The sequence below is a fragment of the Sphingomonas lacusdianchii genome (assembly GCF_022664395.1).
Lineage (GTDB): Bacteria > Pseudomonadota > Alphaproteobacteria > Sphingomonadales > Sphingomonadaceae > Sphingomonas > Sphingomonas lacusdianchii.
Map to the genome: position 1 here is coordinate 145451 of NZ_JAKRET010000011.1, position 17002 is coordinate 162452.

The 17002-nt window shown below is 60.0% G+C and carries 20 protein-coding genes and 1 pseudogene; 13 read left to right on the forward strand and 8 right to left on the reverse strand.

Annotation, left to right across the window (positions count from 1 at the left end; all coding sequences use genetic code 11):
- The first annotated feature begins 31 nt into the window (after positions 1–31).
- Together MF607_RS15435 and MF607_RS15440 are read left to right on the forward strand one after the other, a co-directional pair.
- Positions 32–1060 (forward strand): glycoside hydrolase family 5 protein, encoded by a 1029-nt coding sequence (locus MF607_RS15435; RefSeq protein ID WP_242120364.1) that lies wholly within the window; start codon positions 32–34, stop codon positions 1058–1060.
- Between the two features lie 223 nt (positions 1061–1283).
- Positions 1284–2639: a transposase gene (locus MF607_RS15440; protein ID WP_242120366.1), complete on the forward strand. Its 1356-nt coding sequence runs from the start codon at positions 1284–1286 to the stop codon at positions 2637–2639.
- A gap of 451 nt (positions 2640–3090) precedes the next feature.
- Here MF607_RS15440 and MF607_RS15445 read toward each other — a convergent pair whose 3' ends face one another.
- Positions 3091–3393, reverse strand: a complete 303-nt coding sequence (locus MF607_RS15445; protein WP_242120368.1) for a hypothetical protein — start codon at positions 3391–3393, stop codon at positions 3091–3093.
- Between the two features lie 261 nt (positions 3394–3654).
- Here MF607_RS15445 and MF607_RS15450 point away from each other — a divergent pair, with 261 nt between their 5' ends.
- Entirely contained in the window at positions 3655–3864 is a 210-nt protein-coding gene (locus MF607_RS15450) for a hypothetical protein (RefSeq protein WP_242120370.1), read from the forward strand.
- 95 nt (positions 3865–3959) lie between these two features.
- On the forward strand, positions 3960–4235 hold the full coding sequence (locus MF607_RS15455; protein ID WP_242120372.1) for a hypothetical protein: 276 nt from the start codon (positions 3960–3962) through the stop codon (positions 4233–4235).
- Here MF607_RS15455 and MF607_RS15460 read toward each other — a convergent pair.
- Positions 4228–4623, reverse strand: coding sequence for a response regulator (locus MF607_RS15460; RefSeq protein ID WP_242120375.1), 396 nt, complete (start codon positions 4621–4623; stop codon positions 4228–4230). The genes MF607_RS15455 and MF607_RS15460 overlap by 8 nt on opposite strands.
- A gap of 249 nt (positions 4624–4872) precedes the next feature.
- Between MF607_RS15460 and MF607_RS22940 the strand changes: the two genes are divergently transcribed.
- The 3 genes from MF607_RS22940 to MF607_RS15475 all read left to right on the forward strand — a co-directional run bounded on the left by MF607_RS22940 (position 4873) and on the right by MF607_RS15475 (position 6890).
- On the forward strand, positions 4873–5871 hold the full coding sequence (locus MF607_RS22940) for a sensor histidine kinase (RefSeq protein ID WP_242120377.1): 999 nt from the start codon (positions 4873–4875) through the stop codon (positions 5869–5871).
- Entirely contained in the window at positions 5864–6235 is a 372-nt protein-coding gene (locus tag MF607_RS15470) for a response regulator (RefSeq protein WP_242120379.1), read from the forward strand. The genes MF607_RS22940 and MF607_RS15470 overlap by 8 nt, the downstream gene beginning before the upstream one ends.
- Before the next feature lie 220 nt (positions 6236–6455).
- Complete coding sequence (locus MF607_RS15475) at positions 6456–6890, forward strand: pyridoxamine 5'-phosphate oxidase family protein (RefSeq protein WP_242120381.1); 435 nt, start codon at positions 6456–6458, stop codon at positions 6888–6890.
- Positions 6891–6996: 106 nt separating this feature from the next.
- Here MF607_RS15475 and MF607_RS15480 read toward each other — a convergent pair whose 3' ends face one another.
- From MF607_RS15480 to MF607_RS15500, 5 genes are all read right to left on the reverse strand, one after another.
- Positions 6997–7707 (reverse strand): EAL domain-containing protein, encoded by a 711-nt coding sequence (locus MF607_RS15480; RefSeq protein ID WP_242120383.1) that lies wholly within the window; start codon positions 7705–7707, stop codon positions 6997–6999.
- A gap of 95 nt (positions 7708–7802) precedes the next feature.
- Positions 7803–8969, reverse strand: a complete 1167-nt coding sequence (locus tag MF607_RS15485; protein ID WP_242120385.1) for an AMP-binding protein — start codon at positions 8967–8969, stop codon at positions 7803–7805.
- Positions 8966–10255 carry a sensor domain-containing diguanylate cyclase gene (locus tag MF607_RS15490; protein ID WP_242120387.1) on the reverse strand — a complete coding sequence of 430 codons (1290 nt, stop codon included), beginning with the start codon at positions 10253–10255 and terminating at the stop codon, positions 8966–8968. Before MF607_RS15490 ends, MF607_RS15485 begins: the two co-directional genes overlap by 4 nt.
- 10 nt (positions 10256–10265) lie before the next feature.
- Positions 10266–10646 (reverse strand): PAS domain-containing protein, encoded by a 381-nt coding sequence (locus tag MF607_RS15495; protein WP_242120389.1) that lies wholly within the window; start codon positions 10644–10646, stop codon positions 10266–10268.
- Positions 10647–10903: 257 nt separating this feature from the next.
- On the reverse strand, positions 10904–12343 hold the full coding sequence (locus MF607_RS15500; protein ID WP_242120391.1) for an IS1182 family transposase: 1440 nt from the start codon (positions 12341–12343) through the stop codon (positions 10904–10906).
- 221 nt (positions 12344–12564) lie between these two features.
- Here MF607_RS15500 and MF607_RS23125 point away from each other — a divergent pair.
- Positions 12565–12834 (forward strand): annotated as a pseudogene (locus MF607_RS23125) (transposase); the annotation flags it as partial.
- Here MF607_RS23125 and MF607_RS23130 read toward each other — a convergent pair.
- Positions 12796–13353, reverse strand: a complete 558-nt coding sequence (locus MF607_RS23130; RefSeq protein WP_242120393.1) for a hypothetical protein — start codon at positions 13351–13353, stop codon at positions 12796–12798. The pseudogene MF607_RS23125 and the gene MF607_RS23130 overlap by 39 nt on opposite strands.
- A 97-nt stretch (positions 13354–13450) precedes the next feature.
- Here MF607_RS23130 and MF607_RS15510 point away from each other — a divergent pair, with 97 nt between their 5' ends.
- The 5 genes from MF607_RS15510 to MF607_RS22765 form a co-directional block, all read left to right on the forward strand.
- Positions 13451–13996 (forward strand): transposase, encoded by a 546-nt coding sequence (locus MF607_RS15510; RefSeq protein WP_242120395.1) that lies wholly within the window; start codon positions 13451–13453, stop codon positions 13994–13996.
- Positions 13997–14270: 274 nt separating this feature from the next.
- Positions 14271–14495, forward strand: coding sequence for a DUF2171 domain-containing protein (locus tag MF607_RS15515; protein WP_242120397.1), 225 nt, complete (start codon positions 14271–14273; stop codon positions 14493–14495).
- 87 nt (positions 14496–14582) lie between these two features.
- Positions 14583–14894 (forward strand): four-helix bundle copper-binding protein, encoded by a 312-nt coding sequence (locus MF607_RS23135; RefSeq protein ID WP_488803478.1) that lies wholly within the window; start codon positions 14583–14585, stop codon positions 14892–14894.
- Positions 14895–15001: 107 nt separating this feature from the next.
- Positions 15002–15187, forward strand: coding sequence for a type II toxin-antitoxin system ParD family antitoxin (locus MF607_RS15520; RefSeq protein ID WP_242120399.1), 186 nt, complete (start codon positions 15002–15004; stop codon positions 15185–15187).
- Positions 15188–15189: 2 nt separating this feature from the next.
- Positions 15190–17002 (forward strand): PAS domain S-box protein (locus MF607_RS22765; protein WP_347340890.1); only part of this gene is annotated, 1813 nt, incomplete at its 3' end.

Here is a 17002-nt window from a genome sequence, read left to right on the forward strand (position 1 = left end):
GACGCAGTCCGCTGTTCAGTTCGCGGCGCAGATGACGCCGGGCTGGAACCTCGGCAACACACTAGAAGCGATCGGTAGCACCGCCGCGCCCGCCACGACCTCGCAAGAGACCGCATGGGGCAATCCCGCCGCGTCGCGGGCGCTGATGAACGGTATCGCCGCGGCGGGCTTCAGGAGCATCCGCATCCCGGTTTCGTGGAAGCAATACGCCGACGCCAACGATCGCATCGGATCGGCGTGGATGGACCGTGTTGCACAGGTGGTCGATCAGGCGCGTTCTGCCGGCCTGACCGTAATGATCAACGTACATTGGGATGGCGGTTGGCTGCAGCCGACCTACGCCGATCAAGCGGCGGGCAACGCCCGTCTGAAGACCTTCTGGACACAGATCGCCACACGCTTCCGCGACTATAACGATCGTCTGCTCTTCGCCGGCACGAACGAGGTAATGGTGACGGGCAACTACAACGCGCCATCCGCAGAGAATTGCGCGGTCCAGAACGGCTTCAACAAGGTGTTTGTCGATTCCGTCCGCGCTACCGGCGGAGGCAACGCCAGTCGCTACCTTGTGGTCCAGAGCTACAACACGAACATCGACCACGCCGTGTCTTGCAACGCGACGTTGCCCGCTGACACGGTGGCAAACCGAATGATGATGGAGGTCCATTACTACGACCCTTATGATTTCAGCCTGAACGAAAAGAGCGCGATCTGGCAATGGGGCGCAGGTGCGACGGACCCCAACGCGACGCAATCGTGGGCGAACGAGCAATACGTCGACAACACGTTCCAGAAAATGAAGGTCAACTTCGTCGACAAGAACATTCCCGTGATCCTTGGGGAATACAGCGCAATATCGAAGACCGAGTATGATCCCAGCGCGAAGTACCGCACCGAATGGGACCGGTACGTCACCAAATCCGCGGTTCAGCATGGAATGGTGCCGATGTATTGGGACAACGGACCGACCGGCAACCATACGTCCGGTCTATTCAATCGGAGCACGGGGCAAGGGGTCCATACCGATACGATCACCGCCATCGTCAACGCGGCGAAGTAGCCACCTCCGGCCCGGACGGCGATACATAGCTGTCCGGGCCGGCAACCGACATCATGGCGGCGTTACAAAAACGGGTACGCATATAGATTTAGCCGATCAACGTTGGCCGCTACGGTCGAGCCAGTTGAACCGCGTTGGCCGCGATCGTCCCGTTTGGGATCCAGACCGTCCGAAAACGGCGCTTCTGATTCCACGTCGCGCCGTGAAGGTGTAGCCTTCGGCCATGGCATACATCGAAGGTCATGCCCGGAACCAGACGCTGCTGCTGCCGGCGTCGGTCGAGGACTATGTGGCGGCGGACAACCCGGTGCGGTTCATCGATGCCTTCGTCGACGACCTCGATCTGGGGAGCGCGGGTTTTCAGCGGACGCAGCCGAGGGCGACGGGGCGGCCCGGTTACGATCCGGCCGATATGCTCAAGCTCTACCTGTACGGTTATCTCAACCGCGTGCGGTCTAGCCGGCGCCTGGCAGCGGAGGCGAGCCGCAATCTCGAACTGATCTGGTTGCTGCGCGGGGTTCGGCCCGACTTTCGGACCATCGCCGACTTCCGGCGCGACAACCGGGCCGCATTCAAGGCGGTGTTCCGCGCCTTAGTGATGCTGTGCCGCAAGCTGGACCTGTTCGGTCGTGAGTTGCTGGCGGTGGACGGCACGCGGCTGAAGGCGGTGAACGGTCGGGCGCGCAACTTCAGCCGCGAGCGGTTGGCGACCTATCTCGCCTCGGCCGATGCACGACTGGAGCGCTATCTGGCCGAACTGGACCAGATCGACCGTGGCGAGGATGCTGCCGGCACCGGCCGCGCTGAGGCGCTGGCGACCAAGATCGCCAAATTGCGCAAGCAGCGTCAGGCCAGCGCAGCGCTCATGGACCAGCTGGAGGAAAGTGGCGAAGGGCAAATATCGCTCACCGATCCCGATGCCCGCGCAATGGTCGCTCATGGCAAGGTGACCATCGGCTACAACGCGCAGGTAGCGGTCGATGCGAAGCACAGCCTGATCGTCGAGCAGCACGTCACCAATGCCTGCAACGACATGGGGTATCACAAGGGCGAGGATATCGAAGCGTGCGAGGCGGCCGGCATCACGCCCTACATTCCCCGCCCGCACCGCGGCATCAACGTCAGCAACGGCCTCTTTCCCAAGGAGCGGTTCCGGTACGATCCGGCAGCCGACGCCTATCACTGCCCCGGCGGGCAGATACTCGACACCCGCCACAGCTCGATCACCCGCGGGCATGTGACGGTCCAGTATTCCAGCCCCGCCGCCTGTGCCGGCTGCCAGATGAAGTCGCTATGCACCACGGGACGCTGGCGGCGCGTCAACCGCTGGAAGAAAGAACACCTTATCGAACGCATGGCCGAGCGCCTCGAAAAGCGGCCCGACATCCTCGTCATTCGCCGCTCCACGGTCGAACACCCGTTCGGCACGATCAAGCAGTCGATGAACCAGGGTGCCTTCCTGATGCGCGCGCTGGAGAAGGTCCGTGCCGAGTTCAGCCTAACCGCGCTCGCCTACAATATCAGGCGCGCCATCACCCTCATCGGCGTGCCGGGGATGATCCGGGCAGTGCAGGCCTGATCCAGACGGCGATATTCACCGACACGACCCCGAATAGAACCGGCCCACAGCCCATTTGGGCGTCTCTGCGGCGCGGGCGTCGGCAATATCCGATGTTCAGCAGTTCCCTCCGTGAACCTTCTCGCCGAACCGCCTCCCGTCGCGTTTTCGGACGATCTGCATCGAAAAGCGGGAATAGCTCAGCCCCATTGTCTGTGCGACAACGACCTCTTTAGAATGCCTATTTGCTAAAGTGGAGTTTCGAGAATGTCACCGATGCTGCTCGTTGCAATCGTGCTTTGTCTGATAGTTGCCGTTATCGCGGCCAGAAAGAAGTTTCGATAGGCCGGGCCGAACATGAACGGAAGACACCGTCCCGATTGGGATGATCGGGGAGGCGACTTGGTTTCCCGATGGGATCGAATATCGGGAAGGATAGTAAAGCTTCCCCTTCCGGATAGCGGATCATCTTTTATCGACGAACACAGATCGCTCGGTTGGACACATCACGTAGTGGTTCATGGCGTACTTTCCCGTCAGAAGCTGTACCCTGATACACAGCACAGCCATTGGCATCATGTTCGATCCGGGCATTGCCGTATTTCAAGCGCGCGTCCACCTTTTGAAAAGCAGTGACTTCGGCGCTTGGTAGTGCATCATTGCCATAAGACTGTGCAGCGGGCAGCATGTCATTACCGTAGCTTCTGATCTCGCCTTGTTTCTGAGCGCAGGCGGAGAGCGCAATCGCCACTATGATTAGTACGGTTTTGTTCATTCTTAGTCCAAATGGTTGTTGGTCGGAGTGCACGCACTGATGCACCTGTGGAATGAATGGCTCATGACAATGATCCATCGCGGAGTGACAGCCAGGCCGCCACCTTCCCGATAAGGAACGTCTGGTGAGAAGGAAGGCACGTCGATCGCTTCGCTCTTCTCGGCCTCGACGCGAGCGGATTATCTGTTTCGCAAAATCCGTTCTCCTTATATGCTTCTCACATAACGGTCACAAAGCTGTGTTTTTGAGAAAGGAGCGGCGATGGATGCGCCCGACCTCTGGGACGTGATCTCCACCGGAGTGGAGCGTGACGGCGACCTAGCCGCGCGCGAACACCTCGCGGCCGGTCGGCCGATCTACTATTGGGAAGAGAAGACGGCCGAGGGGCTGGCGATCAAGGAATATCCGGACGGACGGCGTGAGCTGGTCCGGCAAGGGTCAGCCGGCGACGAGGTGATCCAGACCCTGTAAAGGACCAGCCTCAACTCTGAGTGTTCGCTGGCCCGAACGGGGCGGGGGGCCATGACGTGCCGCGCGAGCATACCGATCGACGCTACGCGCGCACCATGACGAACCTGCCGGTCGCGATCAACATCGCCGATCGATCGTTCGTGTTCGATAACGGCGGCAAGCGCCACCGCCTTCTCCTCGTGCGGGAGAACGGCCGCACTCGTTTCGAGACGCCCGACATGCCTGCCTGGGCGACGCGCGCGATCCCGGCAGATCTCACGGTTGAACGCCAAAGGGGAGAGCTGCTCGCTGCGACGCGCTCCGGGGCCGGGAAGAGCGGGTCCGATCTCCTGGGTACAGGCGACGCATTTCGAACCTATCAAACTAATTGATAAGTAGATTTACCTCCCGCTCTAACGCCGGAAATGTGAATGGCTTTGACATAAACTTATCGGCTTTCTTGACACTTGCGTTATAACTTCCTGCAAAACCTGACATAGCGATCGTGCGGGTTCTTGGGTTTGCTCGACGCGCATAATCTATCAAGCTTAGTCCATCCGTGGCTCCTGGCATAATAATATCGGTAATGACCAAATCTATCTTCACCATGCTGTCAATGACAGCAATAGCCTCATCCCCGTTGCTAGCCTCGATTACGTTATACTGCAGGTCATTCAGGTAATCACGAAGTATCGATCTTATCGCTTCTTCATCGTCAACCAGCAGGATCGTTGCGCACCTGATACTCATTGGACCGTACTGTTCCAAAATGTTCGTCAACGACACAGAGATCGGCTTATCCGAAACGCTAACCGTTGGCAGGTTGCTAACCTATTAGCTGCGGGCAGTCGCTCGTTCTTTGGGGTTCAAGCGATATTATACGTTACAACGTTCCAAACTGAGACAAAATTGCCACGGTGCTATCAATGCGACGTGGGTCATTGTCATCACAACGTCGTTATCTCGTCTTCGCCGCTCAGAACGGCACTGGGTGCCGCTAGTGGCACGCGAAGATAGAAATGAGACGCGGTGAATCCTGACACTGAAACCTGGCTTGTAACCTTGATCGAGGGCATGCCGCAGATGATCTGGCGGGCTGTCGGACAGGGCACATGGACATGGTCAAGTCCGCAGTGGCAAGACTACACCGGCCAAAGCGAGACGCAGAGTGCCGACGCTGGCTGGCTGGACGTTGTTCATCCCGACGATCGTGACATCGGTCGAACAGCTTGGGCCCAAGCGGAACGGCAGAGCGAGTTTCATGCCGACTTGCGGATCCGCAATACCACGGGAACGTACCGGTGGTTCCAGACCCGTGCACTGCCCATTCGATCCGATGAAGGTGCGATTATCGAGTGGATCGGGACGTCGACCGATGTCGACGATCTCAGGCGCCTTCAAGCCGAGCAGAAGGTTTTGGTGGCGGAGCTACAGCACCGTACGCGCAATCTGATTGCAGTGGTCCATTCGATCGCGGAACAGACAATTCAACGCTCGACGTCACTAGACGATTTCCAGGACCGGTTCGATGATCGCCTGTCGGCGCTCAGCCGGGTTCAAGGTCTGCTATCCCACGCCGAGCACGATCCGATCACGATCGGCCGACTTGTCGAACTCGAGCTTATTGCCTTGGCAGGTCCACGCGGACGAGAACGCGTCACGCTCACTGGCGACGACATCGCTATCAGGAACACAGCTGCGCAGATACTGGCGCTCGCTATCCATGAACTGTCTACGAATGCGCTAAAATATGGCGCTCTGTCATCTTCTCAGGGGCAGCTGTCGGTTTCTTGGTTCGAGTACGAGGACGCCCGTGGTCGATGGTTGTGCGTCAAGTGGTTGGAAACTGGCTTGGCTCTTTCTCAGCAGGGCACGCCTGAGCGCGTCGGCTATGGTCGCGTCTTGATCGAGCAGGCCTTGCCGCAACAGCTTGGTGCAGCAACCGTACTATCGATTGACCGGGATCAGGTTAGCTGCGTCATAGACCTTCCCCTTGAGCATTATGGCACCGAACCCACGAATGACTGACGTTTCTGGAAAGAATCTGAATGGACAATCGGTTCTGCTTGTCGAGGACGATGCCTTGGTCGGGTTGAGCCTGAAGGGAAGCCTGGAGGAGCTTGGCGCTTCCGTTGCCTGGGCAACCCGCCTTGCCAGCGCCTTAGAGGCGGTCCAATCGGGCAGGCCGATCGATATTGCCATCGTCGACATTAATCTCGCTGGTGAGGTCAGTACGCCCGTACTCGACAGGCTGATGGCTATGAATGCATACACTATTATATGCACAGGATATGACGACAGCAATCTCGAGACACGCTTCCTTGAACTGCCGAGGTGCGAAAAACCTTTCACTCGAGCGAAAATAAGAAAATACGTTCTTGAACGTATCTGAAACAAGTTAGCATGCAGGACTAGTTGCGCTTATTTGATCTTAATTGCAAAAATATTTTATTTGCAGCCATATATCCGATATCATTCCAAGTCATATCACCTCTTTGATATATATCATCACGATGCGGAGCGATAATTATATCGGTCCGCGCGGCCAACCCGCCGTTACGTTCGTTGTAACTACGTGAGCGATCTTATCGCTCTGCAAAAGGAGCAACACCATGTCGAACCTCAGCCTACACGATCTGTCCAAGAAAATGGCCAAGCTGGATTTCACGATGATGGGGACTCGCTCGTCGAACGGCACTATGACCGCTCGCCCGATGAGCAATAACGGCGATGTGGAATATCGAGGTGACAGCTACTTCTTCGCCTATGAGGACTCTCGTAAGATCAGTGACCTGCGCGCCGATCCGCATGTCATCCTTAGCTATACCGGTGCCGCGGGCATGCTTGGTGGACCGCCGTTGTTCGTCACCGTTGAGGGAAACGCTGCGCTGATTCAGGACAAGGCTGCCTTCGCCGATCATTGGACGAAAGATCTCGATCGGTACTTTCCTGAGGGCATTGACACATCTGGTATTATAATGATCCGTGTCGATGCGAAAGCTATCCGCTATTGGGATGGTGGCGACGAAGGGAATATCGCTATCTGATTCACGTACGCAAATGTACAAATCGTATTGGACTTCCGCGCTTTGTCGCGGAGGTCCAATCTGCTATTGTACTAGCTATTGCCTAACTAGCGACAACACCGATTTTTTACACCAGCAAAGGCAACTCGACATTAGGCAGTGTCTCTATTGCCGGCTGCGCCAGGTAATAGCCTTGGCAAAGCTTAATCCCGATCTCCTGTAGAACGTCAAGCTCTGCGGCAGTTTCGATCCCTTCTGCGATACATTGTATTCCTAGTGCTTTGGCCATGCTTACGACGCTCGCAACGATCGTCCGACGAGCAGCCGATGCCTCGATCCCACGGATCAACGCCATGTCCAGCTTCAGAATATCCGGCTCCAGTTCCGCAAGAAGGCCGAGCCCGGCGTAACCAGCGCCGAAGTCGTCAATTGCAGTGGTGAAGCCGCGCGCACGATAGGATTCGATAATGCGTCGGACATGCGGAACATCGCACATCCGCTCATCCTCAGTGAACTCGAACATCAGTTTGGCGGGATCGAACCCTACCCGCCGCGCCGCAGCGAGCGACGCCCGAATGCAGGCATTGGGCTCATAAACCGCGTTCGGCATGAAGTTGATCGATAACTTGGCGTTATCGGCAGGCGCAAACAGTCTGCCGGCTAACTCGATCGCCTTTACCCGGCAGGTCTGATCAAACTTGTAGATCATGTCCGGTCCGACAGCAGCCAGCACGGTTCCCGCCGACTGCCCCTCGATCCCGCGTACGAGCGCTTCATAGGCAAAGATCGAGCCGGTACGGATGTCGACAATTGGCTGAAACGCCATGGTGATGTCCATGCCGAGGGGCGCGGCAGTCTTGCAGCCCCGACAGGCATCACTCAACCCGACTGGCTTGGACCGAGCGACGTCTGCCGCAGATATCGGAGAATGTATCATGACCAATCTTCTAGTTTACCCATCGCGTTGCGCGGCAGCGCCGCGCCGAACCGCAAGTGGCGGGGGCGTTCGAGCGCAGGCAACTGGTCCGCTGTATGGCGCTCGATCATCACTGTGAGTTCGTCAGGGTCGATATTGCTGTTCGGTACGATGAAGGCTTTCAGCCGGCCATCGAAGTGCAGCCGAACTGCCGCATCAACGACCCCATCGATTCGGCGCAGCACGTCGGCCACGCGGGCGGGCCAGACATTATGGCCGCCAACCTGGACCGCACCATCGCGCCGCCTGGTCGGCCGCAGACTGCGTTCTCCGATCCGCTCGACATGATCGGGCAGCGCATGATGACGTCCGTCATGGTCAGTCAGTTGCCAGTCATCGTCTCCATCCGGCGTGAGCTGCCATCGTGGCAGCAATGCGTAAGCGGAGCCGGGAAGTTCGCGCATTGCGATACCACCGGTCTCGGACGAACCATAAATATCGAACATCCGTTTTAGGCCGGACTCGATCAGCGCGGCTGCTACATGGTCGTCGAGCGGACCGGCCGAACTGATACCCACCACGTCGTCGGGGAAAGCGCGGGTCAGCCGTGACAGCGTCCGCCACTGATCGGGCACAGCCACGACAAGGTCCCCGCTGGCGAGTTCCAGGGGCGCACCAAGCGCCCGCACCACGACGGGTATGTCGACTAACGCGGGCAGTAGAGCCGTCCAAATGATCCCATACAAATGATGGGCCGGCACCAGCGCGACGACGCGTCGTTGGTCGGCAATCTGCGTGGCGAGGAATTGCGCCTCCTCGATCAGCTCTGCCACGGCGTGCCGACAAACTGACGGGGTCCCAGTCGAACCGGAGGTTTGCACCGTCAAGCGAGACCGGCCCAATATGTGGCTCTGCATGATCCAGTCGATCCAAGCCCCGACCCGGTCCGGCGAGACTTGGCCCAGCGCGCTGTCATCGAGATCGAATGTCTCGGCCAGTGCGCCGAGTGCGCCAAGTTGTTCGAGGGAATCCAATCCCAACCCGTCATCACCGATCGGCATGGCTTCGGGCCAATCTTGCAGCGCAATCAGCGGCGCGTCGACCGGGCGCAGTCGCTTCACCTCTGCTGCTACCACTGCACAAGCGATGCGGTGAACAGCGAGACGGGGCAGGCCGGCGCTCATGCGGCTCGAGCAGAAGAATGACAGACTTGGTTCCGCCCGGCACGCTTTGCCGCATAAAGGCGCTCGTCCGCCAGTGTGATCAGCGCATCAATCGACCCACCGACCTCATCAAACGTGGCGCAGCCCAGACTTGCGGTCACCCGTAGCGGTCCGGTCGGGACCTGAATTTCCAGATCAGCGATTGCGGCACGCATCTCTTCCGCCAGCCCCAGCGCCTGGATTTGATCGTACCGTGGAAGCAAGGCGCCGAACTCCTCACCGCCTAATCGAGCGAAGATACAGCGGGGCGGCAGCAGAGCGGCACACGCCTCGGCAACGCGGCATAGCACTGCATCGCCGACCGGATGGCCGTGCGTGTCGTTGATCGCCTTGAAATAATCGAGATCCAGAACGACCAGCGACAGCGATTGCCGCAACTCGCGCCATTGCCCCTGCTCGCGTTCCATAACCTGGCTAAAATGCCGACGGTTGGACGCACCGGTCAGATGATCACAGGTTAGAAGGCGGCGCATGTCATCAACCGCTTCTTGGCGTCGGGGTACGTCGCGCAAGATGATCGAGAAGCCGGAAGGGGACGGCGCATCGTAGTCGAAACGCGCAACCACAAGGCGCTGGCACCAGTAGCGTTCACCGTTCGAACGCTGCTGCCAACCTTCCTGCAGGTGCCAGCCATCGCGCTCAGCGATCTTCACCTGCTCTTCTACCCGCAGGTCGCCACCCGATTGATCACCTTCAAGCACGTCGGCCAGATTGCGCCCAATCGCACTGACACTCTCATAGCCGGTCTGTCGCGTGAAACAGGCATTGGCCGACGTAATCCGGCTATCCGCGCCGATGGCAAGCGCGGCGTATTCATCGACGTCATCCAGCAGCGTCGCGAACCAGGTATCCGCCTGGCGCAGGCGTTCTTCCTGCACCACTTGCTGGCTGATATCAGACAGCGTCACCATCAGGCGATCTGGGGCAAGTTTGACCACCGTGCACGCCAGCACTTTGGGTGCCTGCGCACGTCGGCCCGGCCCCAGATCGACGAAGATTCTATGGCCGTCACAGACGCGCCCGGTTGGGGCCGTATGAGCTGCGGCGATGCTTCGCAATTCAGGGGCGTGCTGTTCCATCGCGGCGAACAGGTTGCTGGCATCGCGCGCACCTGCCAGCGGCAGCAGATGCTGCATGGCATGCGGGTTCATCAGGGCGATATCGCCGGCGGCATCACATTCGATGAGGCCGACCGGACAGGCATAGAGGAATTCGAGAAGCTGCTCCTCGCTCGACTTATCGTTCATGGCCGTGGCCCTATCGCTCGATCAGAATAAATCGGCAGGTCGCACCGTCCGCGGCCAGCAGCCGCAGCCGAACCTTGGTCGGACGCATCCGCAAGGTCAGCACGTACGGAATGATAGCATCGATATCCGGCTCGTCCTCGAAGCGCTGCGCGACCATGAAATTGTTCATGCACTGCGCGACTGCGTCGAAGAATGGCACGCCCATGACCGTAAAGGGGTCTAGGCCCGACATCCGTGCCTCGGTCGCGTTGTAAATCTGCACAGTCGTATCCGGGCCGAACCCGACAACGCCAAAGGGCAGTGCATCCCGCTGCTCGACGCTCATCGCTTCCAGGGCATCCCGGGAAACGCCTTCAAAACTTTCTGCTGACATCGACACGCCGACCTCCATCTGAAAGTCGGATACGGGGTTTCCGTTAAACTCCACCTAAGACGATGTTCACAAGTAGCGGTCGTCATATCGAAGTGTCGCGAATATCCTACAGACCGTGTGAAAAGGCGTGAGCAGGCTGTAGCGCACTGCGATACCCTCCGTTGAACGGTTCTTCAGCCGGAGATGCCCCGGGTTACGTCCCAGGGTCGTTTTGATGCCGGGAGAAGCGGCTCGGCTGACGTTCGGTACGACATTCAGGGGCCGGACGGGGGGTATTATGCCCTTGCCGCGGCGACCAGGCCCGGTACCCCGACCAGGGTGATGGCCCGTCTGATGTTGTAGGCGAGCGCGGTGAGACTGAACTCGCCGCGAACGTTCTGCAGCCGGCGCATGAGAAACGCACCCTGGCCCATCCATTGTTTGATGGTGCCGAACGGGTGCTCGACACTGTTTCGCCGTTCGTCGAGTACGCCAGGCCGAAGTGCGAGCCGCGCCGCCATGCGGTCGAGCACCGCCTCGTTCTCCAGGCGAGAGACACGGCGAAAAGTCCGGGTGCAGTGAGGTTTCATCTCGCAAGCCTTGCAGGCAGCGCGGTTGGTGTAGTCGACCTTCACATTGTCGCGCGACTTGCCGAAATGCCGTGGCGAGAGCACCGCTCCGGCCGGGCAGACGAAGACGTCCCGGTCGGCTTGGTAGCCGAACACCTCCTTGCTGAAGAAGCCGTCACGCACGGCGGGGCCGCGGATCGGCTTGGGGACATAAGCGGTGACACCGGCTGCTTCGCAGGCCTCAATGTCTTCGATCTTGAAATAGCCGCGGTCGGCAACTGCCTCGATCCGGTTGACGCCGAGCGCCTCCATAGCCGCTGTCGCGGTCTGGGCGAGCAGGCCCAAGTCGAGGACCTGGTTGCTCACGGCCTGCTCGGCGATCAGCTTGTGCTTCACGTCGACGGCGAGCTGGATGTTGTAGCCAACCCCGACCTTGGTCATGCGTGCCATCGCGCGGGCATCAGGGTCTGTGAGCGAAATCTGCTCGGTGCCTGTGCGCTCCAGTTCGGCGAGGAGCGCCTTCTGCCGGTCGCGCTTACTCTGGATGGCTGCGATTTTCTCAGCCAGCTTCTCGCCACCCCGACTGGAACCGGCACTCGGCGTGTGATCGTCGTCGGCGTCTCCCTCATCAAGCCGTTTCATATAACCGGCGAGCTTCTCGTCGGCTTCCTGAATGAACTTGACGAGCGAAGTACGGGTAAAGTTGCGGTCCTTGTTATTGACCGCCTTGATGCGCGTGCCGTCCACCGCGATGAGCTCGCGGCCGAACAGGTCGAGTTGGCGGCACATCACCACGAACTCCCGAAACACTTCCTTGAAGGCGGTGCGGTTGTCGCGGCGGAAATCAGCGATGGTCTTGAAGTCCGGCTTCAGGTGCCGCAGCAGCCAGATCACCTCGATATTGCGGTGGGTCTCGACTTCCAGGCGTCGGCTCGAACGAACGCGGTTCAGGTACCCGTAGATGTACAGCTTGAGCAGATCGGCCGGATCGTAGCCTGGGCGTCCCGTCGCCTTCGGCTGCACCCGGACGAACCCGGCCGTGCCAAGGTCGAGCCCGTCGACAAAGGCCTCAATAAACCGGACCGGATTGTCCGACCCAACATAATCATCCACCGCCTCGGGCAGCAGCAGGAGCTGCGAGCGGTCCGTTCCAGCCAGATGCGCCATGGCAGAAACATACCATACGCCGAGATCCACGGGAATCCTCAGACGAGGTTTCCACACAGTCTGCCTAAGTTTCGAACGTATCGTATGTACCTACTTTTGCGACACCAAACGCGTTTGGAGGCTCGCATCGGACGCGACCACGCCGTCTCGAATGGGATCCAGACCGTCCGAAAACGGTGTTGCGGATTCCACGGTGTGCCGGGACGGTGTAGTCTTGGGGCATGGCATACATCGAAGGTCATGCCCGGAACCAGGCGCTGCTGCTGCCGGCCTCGGTCGAGGACTATGTGGCGGCGGACAACCCGGTGCGGTTCATCGACGCCTTCGTCGACGACCTCGATCTGGGTAGCGCGGGTTTTCAGCGGACGCAGCCGAAGGCAACCGGGCGGCCGGGTTACGATCCGGTCGATATGCTGAAGCTGTATCTGTACGGCTATCTGAACCGCGTGCGGTCAAGCCGGCGCCTGGCGGCGGAGGCAGGCCGCAATCTCGAGCTGATCTGGCTGTTGCGCGGGGTGCATCCAGACTTTCGGACCATCGCTGACTTCCGGTGCGACAACCGGGCCGCGTTCAAGGCGGTGTTCCGCGCATTCGTGATGCTGTGCCGCAAGCTCGACCTGTTCGGGCGAGAGTTGCTGGCGGTGGACGGCACGCGGCTCAAGGCGGTGAACGGTCGGGCACGCAACTTCAGCCGCGAGCGGTTGGCGACCTATCTCGCCTCGGCCGATGCACGACTGGAGCGCTATCTGGCTGAACTGGACCAGATCGACCGCGGTGAGGATGCTGCCGGCACCGGCCGCGCTGAGGCGCTGGCGACCAAGATCGCCAGATTGCGCGAGCAGCGTCAGGCCAGCGCAGCGCTCATGGGCCAGCTGGAGGAAAGCGGCGAAGGACAGATTTCGCTCACCGATCCCGATGCACGCGCGATGGTCGCCCATGGCAAGGTGACCATCGGCTACAATGCGCAGGTGGCAGTCGATGCGAAGCACAGCCTGATCGTCGAGCAGCATGTCATCAACGCCTGCAACGACATGGGTCAGCTGGCACCCACCGCCAGCGCGGCGATGGAGGTGCTGGGGGTCGAGCGGATCGATGCCGTGGCGGACAATGGGCTACCACAAGGGCGAAGACATCGAGGCCTGCGAGGCGACCGGCATCACGCCGTACATTCCGCGGCCGCACCGGGGCGTCAACGTCAGCAACGGCCTCTTTCCCAAGGAGCGGTTTCGTTACGATCCGGCAGCCGACGCCTATCACTGTCCCGGCGGGCAGATACTCGATACCCGCCACAGCTCGATCACCCGCGGGCATGTGACGGTCCAGTATTCCAGCCCTGCCGCCTGCGCCGAGTGCCAGATGAAGCCGCTATGCACCACGGGACGCTGGCGACGCGTCAACCGCTGGGAGAAAGAACACCTCATCGAGCGCATGGCCGAGCGCCTCGCGAAGCGGCCAGACCTCCTTATCATCCGGCGTTCCACGGTCGAACACCCGTTCGGCACAATCAAGCAGTCGATGAACCAGGGCGCGTTCCTGATGCGCGGGCTGGAGAAGGTGCGCGCCGAGTTCAGCCTGACGGCATTCGCCTACAATCTCAGACGGGCCATCACCCTCATCGGCGTACCGGGGCTGATCCGAGCGGTGCAGGCCTGATCCGCGCCGCCATATCCGCCGTTAAAACGCCCAGTATGACGTTCCGACAACCCTCCGCGGCCTCACCATCGAATCAAGGGCAAGACCGACCCTCCCGCCATTTCTCGCCTCGGCCCTCATCCAAGACCTAACAGCAGATGAGTTTTCAGACGGTCTGGTTCCCAATTGGGAAAGGGCTAGGTAGATTTGAATCTAATAAACAAGGTCGACCGCATGGGTGTTGATGCATCCTCGCCGCAGACCGAGCGTTGGTTTCCGTCAACAAGGAGGCATTATGTTCGAGAAGCTGCGTATCAAGGAGCACATGGAAGTCGCCGGGTCGGACGGCGAGCATGTTGGCACCGTCGACAAGGTCGAGGGCGAGACGATCAAGCTGACCAAGACCGACGCCGCTGATCACCAGCATCACACGCTTCCGTTCGATATGGTGGACCGGGTCGAGGACAATCGCATCTATCTGAAGGTGACCAAGGCCGAAGCCCAGGCCGCCAAGGCCTGATGGTAAAGCGGGGATCCGCCATGTGCGGGCCCCGCCTCTGCCTCAAACCTGTAGAGGAGCGTGACGATGCAACAGATGAAGCCTGAAATGAAGGCGTGCCTGGACGCTTGCCAGTCGTGTCACGTGACCTGCCTATCGATGGTGATGAACCATTGTCTGGAAGCCGGGGATGCTCATGTTGCGCCAGCGCACGTGAAAATCATGCTGGATTGCGTCCAGATTTGCGCGACTTCCGTCGACTTCATGGCTCGTGGCTCGGAGCATCATCGCCACATCTGCCGTGAGTGCGCCGAGATATGCCGAGCCTGCGCTGCCAGCTGCGAAAAGCTGGATGGTATGGAGGACTGTGTTGCGGCCTGCCTCCGGTGTGCGGAAGCATGCGAGAAGATGGCCGCATAGTAGGTCAATCGGGCCAGCTGTCTTCCATGAAGATGTCTAGTATCTGTCCATGATGTCGGTGGTGTAACAAGGATTGACACAGAGCGTCACGCGGGGAACGGGGCGACATGGCTATCCGACAGACCCGCAACGTGTCGCTCACTCCCGAACTTGATGCCTATATCGATGCGCGTGTGAGCGCAGGCGATTACAACAGTGCCAGCGAGGTAGTGCGAGCCGCCGTGCGCCTCCTGCGCGGGCAAGAGCCGCTGCCCCCAGTCACCTCCCCCGTCATCCAGCACCAGGCAATCTGATCGTGTCCAATATCGCCAAGCACCAATCGGCGCTCGCGCGCGCCGTCCTCACCAGCGCTACCGACTTCGCGATCGTCACGACCGATCTTGCAGGGCTCATCACCAGCTGGAATCCCGGCGCCGAGGCCCTGTTGGGCTGGTCAGAAGAAGAAATGCTGGGCAGCCCCGCTGATCGGTTTTTCACGCCGGAGGACCGGGCCATCGATCGCTGCGAACTGGAGATGACGCGCGCCCGCGAGACGGGGCGCAGCGAGGACGAGCGCTGGCACATGAAGAAGGACGGCTCGCGCCTTTGGGCGTCCGGGCTGATGATGCGTTTCGAGGATGAGGACACCGGTCAACATATCGGTTACCTGAAGATCCTGCGTGACCGCACGCCCCAACATCAGGCCAACGAGATGATGCGGGAGAGCGAGCGTCAGTATCGTACGCTGACTGAGGCGTTGCCCGGCCTCGTTTTCACTACGGCGCCGGGGGGCGGCAACATCTACGTAAACGAGAACTATCAGCAGTTCGTCGGTAAATCCTTTGACGATCTGATGGGGCAAGGTTGGGTTCGCTCCCTCCACCCTGACGATGTGGCGCAGGTGAAAGAAGAGTGGGGCCATTCGGTCGCAACCGAGGAGACCTACGCGGCCAATATGCGCTTTCGGCGCCACGACGGTGCCTATCGCCTGTTTAGCTGCCGCGCGATCCCAGAGCGTGACGATGCCGGCCGGATCATGCGGTGGATCGGCACCTGCATTGACATCGAAGATCAACGTCTGGCGGAAAGCCGACTTGCCTACGAGAAGGGCCTGCTCGACGCCGTGGTCAGCCAGGCGCCGATCGGCATTTCAATCGCGCCGGCGTCATCGGACCGTAAGGCAATCATCAACGACCGGCTGCGGGCAATCCTGGGCCATGGTACCGAGGGCGAGGGTATCGACCGGTACGCCGGCTATGGCGCGATCAAGGCGGACGATAGCCCTTACATCCCCGAGGATTATCCCACGGTCCGTGCCCTCACGACCGGGGAACGCATCGACCGTGAGTTGATGCGATACCGCGTCGCCGCAGGCGGCGACTATCCTGCCGGATCGGTACGCCGACTGGAGGTAAGCAGCGGGCCGGTGCTGGCTGCCGACGAGAGCATCGTGGCCGCCGTAACCGTCGTCCAGGACATCGAGGACGCTTTGATGGCAGCCGAGGCCATACAGGGGATGGAAACGGAGCGGGAGCGCAATCGTGCCGACCTCCAATTGGCCATCAATGCCGGCAAGCTCGGCACCTTCTCGATCAGCCTGCCCGACCGGGTGCTGACCACCTCCCCCCAGTGCCGGGAAAACTATGGGCGCAACCCCGATCACCCGATGAGCTATGAGGAGCAGTGTGCCGCCATCCACCCGGATGATCGCGAGGATCGGTTGCGGGCGATCCAGCGCAGCATCGATACCGGGCATGATTACGACCTCGCCTTTCGCGTTTTCTGGCCGGACGACACCGAACATTGGATTCACTCGCGTGGCCGGATCATCCGCGACGATGCGGGCATTCCGATCGCGCTGGCAGGCGTAAGCGCCAATGTCACCGCAGAGAAAACGCAGGAGGTGGCGCTCCACCGCCTGAACCTAGAACTGGAACATGCGGTCGATCGCCGCACCGGCGAGCTGCTGGCCAAGAATGAAGAACTGGTCGCCCAGATCGCGGTTCGCGAACAGGCGGAAAATGCGCTGCGCCAGGCTCAAAAAATGGAAGCGGTCGGGCAGCTGACGGGCGGGGTTGCGCACGACTTCAACAATCTACTGACGATCATCAAATCGTCGGTCGAGTTGC

What these genes read in the sequence shown, in the direction of transcription:
- MF607_RS15480 (WP_242120383.1), bottom strand. Translation starts at nt 7,707, where the DNA reads ATGGACATCACCATGGCGTTTCAGCCAATTGTCGACATCCGTACCGGC.
- MF607_RS15510 (WP_242120395.1), top strand. Translation starts at nt 13,451, where the DNA reads ATGGGCTACCACAAGGGCGAAGACATCGAGGCCTGCGAGGCGACCGGC.
- MF607_RS15470 (WP_242120379.1), top strand. Translation starts at nt 5,864, where the DNA reads ATGACTGACGTTTCTGGAAAGAATCTGAATGGACAATCGGTTCTGCTT.
- MF607_RS23135 (WP_488803478.1), top strand. Translation starts at nt 14,583, where the DNA reads ATGAAGGCGTGCCTGGACGCTTGCCAGTCGTGTCACGTGACCTGCCTA.
- MF607_RS15515 (WP_242120397.1), top strand. Translation starts at nt 14,271, where the DNA reads ATGTTCGAGAAGCTGCGTATCAAGGAGCACATGGAAGTCGCCGGGTCG.
- MF607_RS15475 (WP_242120381.1), top strand. Translation starts at nt 6,456, where the DNA reads ATGTCGAACCTCAGCCTACACGATCTGTCCAAGAAAATGGCCAAGCTG.
- MF607_RS15435 (WP_242120364.1), top strand. Translation starts at nt 32, where the DNA reads ATGACGCCGGGCTGGAACCTCGGCAACACACTAGAAGCGATCGGTAGC.
- MF607_RS15455 (WP_242120372.1), top strand. Translation starts at nt 3,960, where the DNA reads ATGACGAACCTGCCGGTCGCGATCAACATCGCCGATCGATCGTTCGTG.
- MF607_RS15445 (WP_242120368.1), bottom strand. Translation starts at nt 3,393, where the DNA reads ATGAACAAAACCGTACTAATCATAGTGGCGATTGCGCTCTCCGCCTGC.
- MF607_RS15485 (WP_242120385.1), bottom strand. Translation starts at nt 8,969, where the DNA reads ATGAGCGCCGGCCTGCCCCGTCTCGCTGTTCACCGCATCGCTTGTGCA.
- MF607_RS15450 (WP_242120370.1), top strand. Translation starts at nt 3,655, where the DNA reads ATGGATGCGCCCGACCTCTGGGACGTGATCTCCACCGGAGTGGAGCGT.
- MF607_RS15500 (WP_242120391.1), bottom strand. Translation starts at nt 12,343, where the DNA reads ATGGCGCATCTGGCTGGAACGGACCGCTCGCAGCTCCTGCTGCTGCCC.
- MF607_RS15490 (WP_242120387.1), bottom strand. Translation starts at nt 10,255, where the DNA reads ATGAACGATAAGTCGAGCGAGGAGCAGCTTCTCGAATTCCTCTATGCC.
- MF607_RS15520 (WP_242120399.1), top strand. Translation starts at nt 15,002, where the DNA reads ATGGCTATCCGACAGACCCGCAACGTGTCGCTCACTCCCGAACTTGAT.
- MF607_RS23130 (WP_242120393.1), bottom strand. Translation starts at nt 13,353, where the DNA reads ATGCTGCTCGACGATCAGGCTGTGCTTCGCATCGACTGCCACCTGCGC.
- MF607_RS15495 (WP_242120389.1), bottom strand. Translation starts at nt 10,646, where the DNA reads ATGGAGGTCGGCGTGTCGATGTCAGCAGAAAGTTTTGAAGGCGTTTCC.
- MF607_RS15440 (WP_242120366.1), top strand. Translation starts at nt 1,284, where the DNA reads ATGGCATACATCGAAGGTCATGCCCGGAACCAGACGCTGCTGCTGCCG.